Genomic DNA, 12,611 nt, shown 5'->3' with positions numbered 1-12,611 from the left:
GTATGTTTTCGTCCGAGGTGCAACTGCGTGACGACAAGGGCCGCCGCAGCGCTCCGCGCCGCGCCGCCGCCTTCGACACCCAGTTCCGCGCGCAGGTCGGCGCCTCGCGCTCGCCCTGCCGGATCATCGACATATCCTGCGGCGGGGCACGGCTGATGCTCTATCAGCAGCTCGCCCCCGAAACATCGATCCGCCTGTCGCTCCCGGGCAAGGGGCTGGTCGATGCCCATATCGTCTGGGCCGACGGCCGCGAGGCGGGCTGCCGCTTCGACAGCCCGCTCGACGATGCGACGGTGACGAAGCTCCAGGCGGATTCGACCGAACGCGGCGGGCGCGCCTGATCATATAGGAGATGGCTTCCCGGCCGGGCGCCGTCATATTTGCGATCCCCGGCACGCAGCGTAAGATGCGCGCCGGGGGAGGGTTCGGGCGATGCGCGACGCGCTACCGATGGATGGCGGTGCCGCGGCCGAGCCGGCGGCCAATCTGCTCGAACGCGCCTATCGCAGCTACCGCGCGGAGCTTTGCCGCTATATCGAGCGCCAGTTCGGGCCGGGACCGCCCGAACCCGAGGAGGTCGTCCAGTCCGCCTTCGCCAGGTTCGCCGCTCTGGAAAAGCCCCAGGAAATCAGTAATCCGCGCGCCTTCCTCTATGCCTGTTCGCGCAATGTTGTGCTTGACGCGCGGCGGCGGGACCGGGTCCGCGACGCCGCGCTAGACGACGAGACGATCGCCGATCCGGGCGACGGCCCTGCGAACATGGACATCGAGCGCGTCTTACTGGGGCGGGAGCAGCTCGCGATCGTCGAGGCCGTGGTGCGCGCCATGGAGGCGAAACGGCGGAAGGTGTTCATCATGCATGTCGTCCACGGACTACGATATGTCGAGATCGCCAGGGAGATGCGGCTTTCCGAAGCCCGCATCCGCCAGCTGATGGCGTCCGCGCTCGCCGAATGCCAGCATGCGATCGACCGATCGGCCGCGATCGGGGACGCCGGACGATAGTGACCATGGCGAAGACACGCGACCATATCATCGCCGAGGCAAGCCGCTGGGTCGTCGAGCAGCGAAGCGGAACGATGACCGCCGGCCAGCAGGCCGCGCTGCGCGCCTGGCTGGACGAGCATCCCGACCATCGGAAGGCGTTCGGCGAAATCGCGGGAATCGCGGCAGGCGCCGCTTCACTACGCTCTCTGGCCGAACTGGAGCCCCGGCCGGCCCTGACCCATGCCGCCCCGTCCCGCCACAGCCGTGCCTGGGCTCATATGGGGGGTTCGCGGCGCCGCCGGATCGCTGCCACGGCGATCGCCGCGTCGCTGGCGGGCGCCGCGCTGCTGCTTCCCGCGCTGCCATGGGGCGGCGGGATCGACAGCAGCACCACCGTCGCGGAGATGCGGACGCTGATGCTGGCCGACGGGACGCGGGTGACGCTGGGCCCGGAAAGCCGGATCCGTGCCGATGTCGGCAGCGGCGGGCGCCATGCCGAGATCATCCATGGCGAAGCCTTTTTCGAGGTCGCGCATGACAGCAGCCGCCCGTTCACCGTCGACGCCGGCGATACCCGCGTCCGAGTCCTGGGCACGCGGTTCGACGTGCGCCGCAGCGGCGGACGGGTCAGCACCAGCGTGCTCGATGGCGTCGTTCAGGTCAGCGAGGCAGCCCCGCTGTTCCACGCGAAGCCGCGCCATGTCCTGCAGGCCTATCAGCGGGTCGACACAAGGGCCGATGTCGCGCTGTTCGATGCGGCTTCGCAGTCGGCCGTGGTCCGGGTCGATGCCCCGCCCGGCGAATGGCGCGAGGGGCGGCTGACCTATGTCGACGCGGCGCTGGCCGACGTGGTGACCGACCTCAACCGCTATTATGCGCCGGGGATCAGCATCGACGATGCGCGGCTCGGCGAAGCGCGGATCGCGACGACCTTCATGCGCAAGGATTTCGAGACCTTCTTCGCCAACCTGCCGATCATCCTGCCCGTCGAGATCAGGCGGAGCCCCACCGGCCATGTCACGATCGGTCGCCGCTCCGGTGCGTGAAACTTTCTTCCGGGGCGCCCTTCGGTAGCCGCTCGCTCGTCCGTCTTAGACTCGCAATCCGGACAAGAGCGGATGCGACAGGAGGGGTTATGCACGGTTCAAGGCTCAGGATTCTCACGCTTTCACTCGTCGCGCATGTGTCGATCGCGGCTCTCGGCGCGCCGGCGCTGGCGAAGGGCACCCATCCATCCTTCTCGATTCCGGCACAGCCGCTGTCATCGGCGGTGCTCGCCTATTCGCGCCAGTCGGGGATCGCGATCCTCGCGCCGATCGGCCTGCTGACCGGCAAGACGGCGCGCGCGGTGCGCGGCGAGATGCCGCCCGCCGAAGCCCTAGAGATATTGCTCGAGGGCAGCGGGCTGCGGCCGATCGCCGGACCGAAAGGCGGCATCGCCCTTGCCCGGATCAGCGCGGCGCCGCCGGTCCGTCTCGCCGCTCTCCAGACCCGGGACGGTACGGCCGAGGCGCCGCCGCCGGCTCCCGCGGTTGAGGCCCTGGTCGAGGAAGCTCCCGCGCAGGACATCGTCGTCACCGGATCGATCATTCGTGGCGCGCGCGAGGACGCGGTGCTGCCGGTCAACGTCATCGGCGCGGACGAACTGCAGAAACAGGGCTCTCCTTCGGCGGTCGAGCTGCTGAAGGCACTGCCGACGTCGAGCGGCGTGCTGGGCGACTCCAACCCCTATGACAGCCGCTCGCAGGGGGCGGAGGGCATCGCCACCGCGAACCTGCGCGGGCTGAGCCCGCAGCGCACGCTGGTCCTGCTCAACAACAAGCGGCTGGTGACGTCGGGCAACAACGTGCCCGCGGTCGACCTGAACCTGATCCCGACCGCGGCGATCGGGCGGATCGAGGTGCTGAAGGACGGCGCCGCCGCGACCTATGGATCGGACGCGATCGCCGGCGTGCTGAACTTCATCACCCGCACCGACCAGCAGGGCTTCCGCACCTCGGCCGGGTACAGGCATGTGCCGGGCAGCGATGGCGATATCGACGCTTCGCTGAGCTACGGGCATATCGGCAGCGGCTTCCGCGTGCTGGCGTCGATAGGCTACAACAAGCGCAGCGAACTGCTCGCCAGCGACCGCGATTTCGCCATCCGTCCCTATCTCGAAAATCCGCAGGGCGGCTGGACCGGGGGCGGCAATCCGTCGACCTTCCTGGCGGTGAATGCGGCGGGCGCCCCCGTCACGGCGGTGATGCCCGACAGCAGCTGTGCGGCGCTGGGCGGTTTCGTCGGTGCGAACAGCCGCTGCTACAACCAATATACGCCTTTCGTGTCGCTGACCGACCTGGAGCGGCGGCTGACCGCCTTCGCCGATGTGGAGATCGATATCGCATCGGACAGCAAGCTGACGATGAGCGCGCTGTACGGCCGCAGCAACGTCCCCCATTCGCGTAACGCGCCATCGCGGCTGCTCACCCAGCAGCCGTCGCTCGCCGCCTTCGGGGGCACCAATCCAGCGGCCGCCATAGCGGGCGTCTACGTTCCCGCCGCCAATCCGGGCTTCGCCGCCTATCGCGCCGCCAATCCGGGCGCGTTGCCCGATACGGCGACCGGCGCGGTCTTCCCGCTGCTACTGTTCCGGCCGTACATGGCGGGGGGCAATCCGTCACGGCTGGACGAGCCCGGCGCACCCGGCTCGGGACGTGGCCAGCGGCTGTCGGAATCGATCCGCGCGACCGCCGAACTGACCGGCAAGCTGAGCGGCGACATCAGCTACAGCGTCTCCGCGACCTATCACGACTATCATCGCTATCTCGATGACTATGACTCGTTCGGCGACCGGGTCCAGCTCGCCCTGCACGGCTTCGGCGGCCCCAATTGCAACGTCGCGGCGAACACGCCCGGCCAGAATGGCTGCCTGTGGCTGAACCCTTTCGGCAATGCCGTGACGATGGGCGCGGTCAACGGCACGACCAATCCGCAGGGCAATCCCGCGCTGGCGAACAGCCGCGCGCTGACCGACTGGTTCTATGTCAAGGCGACGACAGTGGTGGACAGCCGGCTGGCGGTGCTCGATGCGAGCATCAGCGGATCGTCGGGCGTGATGCTGCCGGGTGGCGACATTCGTTTCGGCGTCGGGGCGCAATATCGCCACTCCTGGCTCGATAAGAAATATGGCGCCAACAACAATCTGCGGACCACCCCGTGCCGCGATACCCCGATCACCGGCAATACCAATCCGGCGGCCTGCGCGCCGCTGACCGGGACCACGCCGAGCCCCGCCAATGGCGCGCTCGCCTTTATCGGATCGAATGTCGATACGTCGCTCGACGGCGGGGTGAAGGCGGTGTTCGCCGAACTGCAGCTGCCGGTGCTCGATAGCGTCGATGTCCAGGCGGCGCTGCGCTATGAGGACTATGGGGGCCGGGTGGGATCGACCACCAATCCGCAGGTCCGCGCGCGCTGGCAGGCGACGCCGTGGTTGGCCTTCCGCGGCGGCTATGCGACCACCTTCCGCGGACCGGTCCTCGACACGATCACCGGCGATTTCATCACCTCGCTGCAGCTTATCGGAACGACCTTCAAGCCGGTCGACGTGTTCGGCAATCCCGCGCTGAAGCCCGAAAGCTCGAAAAATTATTCTGCCGGGGTGTTGGTCAAGCTGCCCGGATTCAATGCCAGCATCGATTATTTCCGCTACGAGCTGAGCGACGTGATCGTCAGCGATCCACTGGGGGCGATGGTGTCGGCGCTGTTCCCCACCGGCGCCCCGAACAGTTGCGCGACCAATGCGGCGCTGGCCGCGCGCTTCACCTTCACGACGCCGAGCTGCACGACCGCCACGACGGCGAACGACATCGCCCGCGTCCGCACCCAATATCAGAATGGCGCGACCCTGATGTCGGACGGCATCGATATCAGCGTCAATTATCGTGACAACGGGCTGCTGGGCGACGGTGTGCGCTTCGGCGCCGGCGTTGACGTCACCCGCACGCTGCACAACAGGTTCAGCGACATCCTGGTCGAGGGCGTCACCGTGCAGCGCGCGTTCGATGGCGTCGGGCTGCTCAATTATCAGTCGACCCTCTATCCGGTGCCGAAATGGAAGGGCCAAGCCTATCTGGACCTGGGCAAGGGCGCGATCGATACGCGCGTGACGGTCAACTATACCGGCGGGCTGCACGACCAGCGGTTCGACACGCGAACGGGCCCGTTCGCGCCGGACCGCACGGTCTCGGCGGCCGGCACGTCGCTGTTGCAGGGGGCCGACATCAAGGACTTCGTCTCCGTCGACTTCAACTTGCAGGCCCGGCTGCCGTGGAATGTCGTGATGACGGCGACCGTCTTCAACATCTTCGACGCCGATCCGCCCTTTGCCCGGGAGGATCTCAACTATGAGCCCTTCATCGGCAACCCTTATGGCCGGATGGTGCGGCTGAGCCTTTCGGCCGAGTTCTGATCCGGGCGCCAGCGGGGCGACGGACCGGACATCCGCCGTTCCGCGTCGGACAGGGGGAAGGGGGCGGCTGAAGCGGACGCCCGTTATCAATGTCGGTCACGGGAGAAGCGGGATTCCAGGCGGAGCGGGGATGACGCGCCCTGCCCGCCACACCGAACTCGATCCGGGGTCTGGCTGTCTTCTTCCCCGATCACCGGGAGAAGCGGAGCCCCGCGCCCGGCGTCTCACCGTTCGGGAAGCTGGTCCAATATCTCGTGCAACGCGCCGAGGCATTCCCGGCCGAGCTGCTTCGACCGCTCGGGCGACCAGCCATGATCGGGATCGGGCAGGTCGGCATTGTCCTTGAACGGCATCTCCAGCGTCATGGCGACGCAGCCGAAGCGATTGGCGAGCTGGTTGGTCGACATCGACAGATTGGCCTTGCCCTTGCCCGCGACCGGATAGCCGTTGCGGGTCTGGAAATCAGGGGTCCGCCGCGCCAGCGTGTCGCGGAACAGATGGTAGAGCCGTCCCTGCCCCTCGGTCCAGTTGGGGATGCCCTCGAACCCCGCGATGAAGGCATGCGGAATCGCCTCGTCGCCATGGACGTCCATCGCGAAATCGATTCCGGTCGCATCCATGCGGTTGAGGACGTGGAACACCTCCGGGCTCTTCTCCGGGTTCGGATCATGCCATTCGCGGTTGAGGTTGACGCCCGCTGCATTGGTACGCAGATGGCCGCGCCGCGATCCATCCGGATTCATGTTGGGGACGATATGGAATGTGGCGCGCCGGCGCAGGCTGCGCGCAACCGGATCATGGCAGTCGGCCAGCATCTCCAGCGCGCCTTCCATCCACCATTCGGCCATGCTCTCGCCGGGATGCTGGCGGGCGTAGAGCCAGACCCGCTTCGGCCCCTCGCCCAGGACAAGCAGATCGAGGTCCTGTCCGTCGAGGGTGCCGCCGAGCCGCTCATGGGTGACGCCGGGCGTGGCCGCGATGCGCGCGACCAGATCATGGTGGCGCTCCATCGAATAGGGCGCGAAATAGGCGAGCCAGACGCTGTCGGCCTCCGGCGTGATGCTGATCGTCAGCACCCCGTCGGCATAGCGTGTGGGGACGCGGCGCCAGTCCTGCCGGTCGGCGGAGACGCAGGCACGATAGTCCTTCCAGCCGTCCGGATAGGCGGCGCCCCCGGCGTTGGTGATGCGCAGGGTGACGGCGGTGCCCTTCGCGCCCGTCAGGCGGAAATGGAACCACTGGTAGAAATCCGACTGGTGGTCCTTGACGATGGCGAGGTCGAAACTGGTGCCGCCCGGCACCGGATTCTCGGAGAGGACGGCGATGTTGCCGCTGTCGAAGCCGCTGGTGATGCTGATCATTTCACCGTGATAGTCTCGCCCGACCGGCCGGGGAAGCCCTGGAACAGGGCGGCGGCGAGCCGGGCGACCGCAGCCTCGGGGCTGGCGGCCGGGGTGCCATCACGCACCGCGCTTTCGGCGCGGCCCTCCCAGATCACCGTGCCTTCGGAACGGCGCTTGAGCTGGACCGAAAGCTGGGTGAGCACGTCCATCCGCTGTTTCGGCTTGCCGATCGGGAAGCTGACCGCGCCACCGACGCCGACGCTGGTTCCGCCATGCCAGCCGCCGCCAGAGCCGGTGCCGAGCCCGATCGAGACCGACGAGCCCCCCGCGCTGCCCGCCGGGCGCCAGCTGCGGCGGACCTCGGTCACCGCGACCAGTTCTGACCGGGGCAGGTCCGGCGCGAGGCCGAAGCCGACCCGGGCCAGCTCGCCCTGGACGATTCGCGCATAGCTCTGGAATTCGAGATCCTTCGCCAGGGTCGGATCGCGCGGTTCGACCGCCACCTCCCCCGGCGCGATCGGCTGGCCGAGGTGGAAGCGGGTGACGCGGGTCTCCGGCATGGCCGATTGGCAGCCCGCGAGGGCAAGGGCCGTTCCGATCAGGAGGGTCCTGGAGAGCAGATGTCTGGCGGTCTTCATGTCGTCCTCCCGGGGCGATGCTACCGCATCGAAACGCGGCGGCAACGAAATGGCTGCATGGAATCGGATGCACCCGATATGAACGCCCCGAACGCCCCGCGTCATCCCGGTGCGCGGAGCCGATATCTGCTTGCGCGGCGGAATGGTGTCGCGGGGTGGAGCGGGAGATGGACTCCAGCCTGCGCTGGAGTGACGAAAAGAGGGGTGAATCGCTTGACTCCTTGGCCATCTGCCCATAGGGGAGCGCCTCGATTTCAAACCAATCAGCTTAGAAAGCAGGCGCGTTAAGCCATGAAGATCCGCAACTCGCTCAAGTCCCTGAAGGACCGTCATCGCGACAACCGCGTGATCCGTCGTCGTGGCCGCACCTATGTGATCAACAAGACCAACCGCCGCTTCAAGGCGCGCCAGGGCTGATCACTCCGGCTTCGGCTGGGCGCCGCACACGCGCCGTCATCTTCGATGTCGGCAATGTGCTCTACGACTGGAATCTCCGGCAGTTCTTCGAAAAGCTCGTGCCCGCGCGCGAGCTTGAGCTGTTTCTGCGCGACGTCGTCAATCTTGACTGGCACAGCCAGCACGACGCCGGCCGCCCCTTCGCCGAGACGAGCGCCGAGCTGATCGCCGGCTGGCCGCGCTTCGCCGATGCGATCCGTGCCTTCGGCCCCCGCTTCTCCGAGACCGTCACCGGCCTGCTGCCCGGCATGGGCGATATCGTCCGCGATCTGCATGGACGCGGCGTGCCGCTCTACGCGATCACCAATTTCAGCCATGAATTCTGGCCGCCCTTCCGGGCGCGCGAAGCGGCGGTCTTCGATCTGTTCGACGATATCGTCGTGTCAGGCGACGAGAAGCTGATCAAGCCCGACCGGGCGATCTACCATCTCGCGCTCGCCCGCTTCGGCCTCACCGCGGACGAGGCGATCTTCATCGACGACCGCGCCGAAAATGTCATCGCAGCCGAGGCCTGCGGCATCCACGGCCATGTCTTCCGCGACGCCGCCGATCTGCGCGCGCGGCTGGAAAGCCTGAGACTTCTGTAGAACCGTCGTTCCGCGAAAGCGGGGCCTTTGAAGTAATCCCGTCACTCCCAAACCCCGTCATTCACACGCAGGCGGGACTGACGGGGAAGGGAGTCACGCCTGCGCCCGTGCCTCCAGCGCCGCCATGTCGAGGATCGTCACCGCCCGGCCGCCGGGCAGGGCGATGATCTGGTCGCGCTCCAGCTTGCGTATCTGGCGGCTGGCGGTCTCGATCGTCAGGCCCAGCACGGCCGCCGTCTCGCCGCGCGACAGCGGCAGGTCGAAGGTCAGCGGGCCCTGCGGGGTCGCGCGGCAGCCGCTGGTCGCGGCACGGCGGGCCATGTCGAGCAGGAAGCCGGCGACCTTCTCCCCCGCCGATCCGCGCGCGAGGCTGAACATCCGGCCGCGCGCCTCGCCGAGCGCGGCGAGCACCCGCTGGAGGAGAAGGCGTTCCATCGCGGCATGGTCGCCCAGCACCCGTTCGAACGGCTCGCGCGGGAAGACGCACAGCTCGGCATCGGTCAGCGCGGTGATGGTGAAGTCGACCTGCTCGGCGAAGGGCGTGCCGACGAAATCGGCCGGGTAGAGCAGCCCCACCGTCTGCTCGCGCCCATCGGTGGCGGCCGCCGACAGCTTGAGCACGCCCGAGAGCAGGTTGGCGCAGACGATATTGTCGTCGCCCGCCCAGGCGATCGTCTCGTCGCGTGCGACATGCCGGCGCCGGCCCAGCCGGTTGAGCGTCGCCAGCTCGGCATCGCTCAGGCTGCCGCACAGCGCCCGGTCACGCACCCCGCAATCGGCACAGATATCAATCGCCTCCATGCCGGCACCATAAGCATGGCGGCGGCGGAATCGAACCCATTTTGACCGCGGTCAAAGCGCAAAGCCGCGCCGCCGCACACAACCGGGGCATCAGACAAGGAGACAGCCCCATGCTCGGCTTCATCGGAGACCATTATTTCATCCTCCCGCTCGCCGCGGCCGCGCTGTTCATGGCGGTGGTCGGCTATGTCAGCATCGAGGATGCGTTCGGCCGGCACTGACGTTCCGGCAACAGGTTCCGGCCCGAAACCATCGGGCCGGAAAGGGCGGCGCCCCTTCCCCTCCCTCCGGGGCGCCGCCTTTGGAATCAGGCGGGGATCAGTCCCCATAGCCCTTCAGTTCGTCGCCGGTCAGGCGGACGACATGGATCATGTTGGTCGAGCCTGGCGTGCCGAAGGGGACACCGGCGACGATGACGACGCGGTCGCCGGCCCTGGCGAGCTGCTGGCGCAGCGCCATGCGCTTGGCCTTGGCGACCATTTCCTCGAAGCTGGCGACATCGCGGGTGCGCACCGCATGACTGCCCCACAATATGCCCATCCGCCGCGCGGTGGCAAGCTTGGGGGTCAGCACCATCAGCGGCACCGAGGGCCGCTCCCGAGCGATGCGCCGCGCGGTCGATCCCGACAGGGTGAAGCAGATGATCAGGCTCGCCGAGACGGTGTCGGCGATCCGCGCCGCCGCCTCGGCCAGCGCGTCGGCGGTGGTTGCGTCGGGCTGGGTTTCGGTGAAGTGGAGCCGCGCGGCATAGCCGGGGTCGCTTTCCACCGACATGGCGATGGCGTTCATCATTGTCACCGCTTCCTCGGGCCATTGCCCGCTCGCCGATTCGGCCGACAGCATCACCGCGTCGGCACCGTCGTAGATCGCGGTGGCGACGTCGGACACCTCGGCGCGGGTCGGGCTGGGCGACTGGATCATCGATTCGAGCATCTGGGTCGCGACCACGACCGGCCGGCCCATCCGCCGCGCCGTCTCGACGATGCGCTTCTGCATCGGCGGCACCCGCTCGGGCGGCAGCTCGACACCCAGATCGCCGCGCGCGACCATCACCGCGTCGGCCAGCTCCAATATCTCCTCGAGCCGCTCGACCGCCGCCGGCTTCTCGATCTTGGCGAGCAGCGCCGCCTTGCCGCCGATCAGCCGCCGCGCTTCCGCCACATCCTCGGGCCGCTGGACGAAGCTCAGCGCGATCCAGTCGGCGCCATGATCGCAGGCGAAGGTCAGGTCGCGGCGGTCCTTCTCGGTCAGCGCCGCCATCGGCACGATCACGTCGGGGACGTTGAGGCCCTTGCTGTTCGACAGCGCTCCGCCGACCTCGACCAGCGTCTCGATCCGGTCGGCATGGACATGGCGGACGCGCAGCACCAGCTTGCCGTCGTCGAGCAGCAGCCGGGTGCCCGATGTCAGCGCCTCGAAAATCTCGCGGTGGGGCAGCTCGACCCGGTGCAGGTCGCCCGGCGTCGGATCGCGATCGAGGGTGAAGGCGTGGCCGGTCGGCAGCTGGATCGATCCGTCCTTGAACTTGCCGACCCGCAGCTTCGGGCCCTGCAGGTCGAACAGGATCGTGGTCGCGCGCCCAAAATCCTTCTCCATCGCGCGGATCGCCTGGATGACGGGAATCTTGTCGTCATGCCCGCCATGACTCATGTTGATCCGGAAGGCGTCGGCGCCGGCCCGGAACAGCCGGCCGATCATCTCAGGCGTCGCGCTTGCCGGGCCCAGCGTCGCGAGCACGCGCACCTTGCGCTGGCGGGGGGAGAGCTGGCTGTCCACGATAGGGTTCCTGTTCCTGGGGAGGGCCCTAGGTAGAAGGAACCCCTTTCATGGCAAGTCTTTCCGTCGCCGGAATGTAGCATTTCGCCGGTTCGGCCCCGCCCCCGCCGCCGCATCAGATTCCCGCCCCCACCGGCCCGATCGATTCCCCGTTGAGCCTATCCGCGCCTGCCTCTACAGCCTTGCGCCTTCACGCTTTATCGAGGAACCAGCGAATCATGGCCGAAGCCGACACGACCGAAGACAAGGGCAGCATCGCCGCGCAGGAGCTGCGCCTGTTCGTCGAACGGGTCGAGCGTCTCGAGGAAGAGAAGAAGGGCATCGCCGACGATATCAAGGACGTGATGTCGGAGATGAAGGGCCGCGGCTACGACACCAAGATCGTCCGCAAGCTGCTCGCCATCCGCAAGAAGAAGAAGGGCGAGCATGAGGAAGAGGCAATGATCCTCGAAACCTACATGGCCGCTCTTGGTATGATTTAGCCCTCAGGCGCCGGGCGCCGGGCATCCGCCCGGCTTGGCTTTCCTCGCAATAAGCTCGGACGCGCTTTTCGCGCTTGCCTCTTCGAGCCTCTTGAAGTCCGACCTTGAGATCGGCGTCGGGACACGCCAGTGTCCCGCAAGGCCGAATGGCCGCCCGAGCTTATTGCGAGGAAAGCCGAGCGAGGCGGATGCCTCGCGCCCGGCAATTGAGGGCCAACCAACAATGTCCACCTTCCAGATCGACACCGCCACCAGCCGCGCGCATCCCACCCCGGCGCCGATGCGGCGCCTCACCGTGCCCGCGATCCGCGATGCCAAGGGCAAGACGCCGGTGGTGGTGCTCACCGCCTACACGATCCGCATGGCGCAGATCCTAGACCCGCATTGCGATATGCTGCTGGTCGGCGACAGCCTGGGCCAGGTCCTCTACGGGCTCGATTCGAGCGTGCCGGTCAGCCTCGACATGATGATCGCGCATGGCGCGGCGGTGGTGCGCGGCAGCTATCACAGCCTCGTCGTGATCGACATGCCGTTCGGCAGCTATGAGGAGAGCCCCGAGCAGGCCTTCCGATCCGCCGCGCGCATCCTGAAGGAGACCGGGGCCGCCGCCGTGAAGCTGGAGGGCGGCGAGGCGATGGCCCCGACGGTCGCCTTCCTCACCGCGCGCGGCATTCCGGTGGTCGGCCATGTCGGCCTCACCCCGCAGGCGGTCAACATCCTGGGCGGCTATGGCGCGCGCGGGCGCAGCGAGGCGGAGCGCGCCAAGCTGATCCGCGATGCGCAGGCGATCGCCGAGGCGGGCGCCTTCGCGGTGGTCGTCGAAGGCGTGGTCGAGCCAATCGCGGTGGAAATCACCAGGGCGATCGCGGTGCCGACGATCGGCATCGGCGGCTCGGTGGAGTGCGACGGCCAGGTGCTGGTGATCGACGACATGCTCGGCATGTTCGACCGGGTGCCGCGCTTCGTGAAGAAATATGCGCAGCTCAGCCAGCAGATCGACGATGCGGTGGCCGACTATGCCGCCGACGTGCGCGCGCGGCGTTTCCCGACCGTCGAGCAGACCTATCAGCCGAAAGGTTGAGAAGGCC

At 67.7% G+C, this 12,611-nt stretch carries 12 protein-coding genes; 8 read left to right on the top strand and 4 right to left on the bottom strand.

Features of this window, described 5'->3' with window-relative positions:
* The first annotated feature begins 2 nt into the window (after nt 1-2).
* From CMV14_RS03135 to CMV14_RS03120, 4 genes are all read left to right on the top strand, one after another.
* Complete coding sequence (locus tag CMV14_RS03135; RefSeq protein WP_083216065.1) at nt 3-341, top strand: PilZ domain-containing protein; 339 nt, start codon at nt 3-5, stop codon at nt 339-341.
* A 91-nt stretch (nt 342-432) separates the two neighbouring features.
* Entirely contained in the window at nt 433-1,005 is a 573-nt protein-coding gene (locus tag CMV14_RS03130) for an RNA polymerase sigma factor (protein ID WP_083216064.1), read from the top strand.
* Between the two features lie 5 nt (nt 1,006-1,010).
* Nucleotides 1,011-2,033, top strand: coding sequence for a FecR family protein (locus CMV14_RS03125; RefSeq protein ID WP_176489065.1), 1,023 nt, complete (start codon nt 1,011-1,013; stop codon nt 2,031-2,033).
* Between the two features lie 89 nt (nt 2,034-2,122).
* Nucleotides 2,123-5,440, top strand: coding sequence for a TonB-dependent receptor (locus CMV14_RS03120; RefSeq protein WP_176489066.1), 3,318 nt, complete (start codon nt 2,123-2,125; stop codon nt 5,438-5,440).
* A 224-nt stretch (nt 5,441-5,664) separates the two neighbouring features.
* Here CMV14_RS03120 and CMV14_RS03115 read toward each other — a convergent pair whose 3' ends face one another.
* The gene (locus tag CMV14_RS03115; protein WP_066968020.1) at nt 5,665-6,801 is read right to left on the bottom strand and encodes a M14 family metallopeptidase; all 1,137 of its coding nucleotides are present in this window, start codon (nt 6,799-6,801) and stop codon (nt 5,665-5,667) included.
* A complete protein-coding gene (locus CMV14_RS03110) occupies nt 6,798-7,421 on the bottom strand; it encodes a DUF4136 domain-containing protein (RefSeq protein ID WP_066968016.1) in 624 nt (207 codons plus the stop codon). Before CMV14_RS03110 ends, CMV14_RS03115 begins: the two co-directional genes overlap by 4 nt.
* Nucleotides 7,422-7,712: 291 nt before the next feature.
* Here CMV14_RS03110 and ykgO point away from each other — a divergent pair, with 291 nt between their 5' ends.
* On the top strand, nt 7,713-7,838 hold the full coding sequence (gene ykgO / locus CMV14_RS03105; RefSeq protein WP_003046794.1) for a type B 50S ribosomal protein L36: 126 nt from the start codon (nt 7,713-7,715) through the stop codon (nt 7,836-7,838).
* A 56-nt stretch (nt 7,839-7,894) separates the two neighbouring features.
* The gene (locus CMV14_RS03100; protein ID WP_066968013.1) at nt 7,895-8,464 is read left to right on the top strand and encodes an HAD family hydrolase; all 570 of its coding nucleotides are present in this window, start codon (nt 7,895-7,897) and stop codon (nt 8,462-8,464) included.
* A gap of 93 nt (nt 8,465-8,557) precedes the next feature.
* Here CMV14_RS03100 and CMV14_RS03095 read toward each other — a convergent pair whose 3' ends face one another.
* Both CMV14_RS03095 and pyk read right to left on the bottom strand, forming a co-directional pair.
* Nucleotides 8,558-9,265, bottom strand: coding sequence for a Crp/Fnr family transcriptional regulator (locus CMV14_RS03095; protein ID WP_066968011.1), 708 nt, complete (start codon nt 9,263-9,265; stop codon nt 8,558-8,560).
* A 318-nt stretch (nt 9,266-9,583) separates the two neighbouring features.
* Nucleotides 9,584-11,041: a pyruvate kinase gene (gene pyk, locus CMV14_RS03090; RefSeq protein WP_066968009.1), complete on the bottom strand. Its 1,458-nt coding sequence runs from the start codon at nt 11,039-11,041 to the stop codon at nt 9,584-9,586.
* A gap of 218 nt (nt 11,042-11,259) precedes the next feature.
* Between pyk and CMV14_RS03085 the strand changes: the two genes are divergently transcribed.
* Entirely contained in the window at nt 11,260-11,523 is a 264-nt protein-coding gene (locus CMV14_RS03085) for a DUF2312 domain-containing protein (protein WP_066968006.1), read from the top strand.
* A 223-nt stretch (nt 11,524-11,746) separates the two neighbouring features.
* Nucleotides 11,747-12,604, top strand: coding sequence for a 3-methyl-2-oxobutanoate hydroxymethyltransferase (gene panB / locus CMV14_RS03080; protein WP_066968003.1), 858 nt, complete (start codon nt 11,747-11,749; stop codon nt 12,602-12,604).
* The last annotated feature ends 7 nt before the right edge of the window (nt 12,605-12,611 follow it).

Origin of the sequence: Rhizorhabdus dicambivorans, assembly GCF_002355275.1 — a bacterium.
GTDB classification, from domain to species: Bacteria; Pseudomonadota; Alphaproteobacteria; order Sphingomonadales; family Sphingomonadaceae; genus Rhizorhabdus; species Rhizorhabdus dicambivorans.
Note: the sequence above shows the minus strand (reverse complement) of the source record. Positions and strands in the feature narration are given on the sequence as shown.

Bases quoted from the DNA above. Each gene is read 5' to 3' on its own strand.
- CMV14_RS03135 (WP_083216065.1), top strand. From the start codon at position 3: ATGTTTTCGTCCGAGGTGCAACTGCGTGACGACAAGGGCCGCCGCAGC.
- CMV14_RS03115 (WP_066968020.1), bottom strand. From the start codon at position 6,801: ATGATCAGCATCACCAGCGGCTTCGACAGCGGCAACATCGCCGTCCTC.
- CMV14_RS03110 (WP_066968016.1), bottom strand. From the start codon at position 7,421: ATGAAGACCGCCAGACATCTGCTCTCCAGGACCCTCCTGATCGGAACG.
- CMV14_RS03095 (WP_066968011.1), bottom strand. From the start codon at position 9,265: ATGGAGGCGATTGATATCTGTGCCGATTGCGGGGTGCGTGACCGGGCG.
- CMV14_RS03085 (WP_066968006.1), top strand. From the start codon at position 11,260: ATGGCCGAAGCCGACACGACCGAAGACAAGGGCAGCATCGCCGCGCAG.
- CMV14_RS03130 (WP_083216064.1), top strand. From the start codon at position 433: ATGCGCGACGCGCTACCGATGGATGGCGGTGCCGCGGCCGAGCCGGCG.
- CMV14_RS03125 (WP_176489065.1), top strand. From the start codon at position 1,011: ATGGCGAAGACACGCGACCATATCATCGCCGAGGCAAGCCGCTGGGTC.
- panB (WP_066968003.1), top strand. From the start codon at position 11,747: ATGTCCACCTTCCAGATCGACACCGCCACCAGCCGCGCGCATCCCACC.
- CMV14_RS03120 (WP_176489066.1), top strand. From the start codon at position 2,123: ATGCACGGTTCAAGGCTCAGGATTCTCACGCTTTCACTCGTCGCGCAT.
- ykgO (WP_003046794.1), top strand. From the start codon at position 7,713: ATGAAGATCCGCAACTCGCTCAAGTCCCTGAAGGACCGTCATCGCGAC.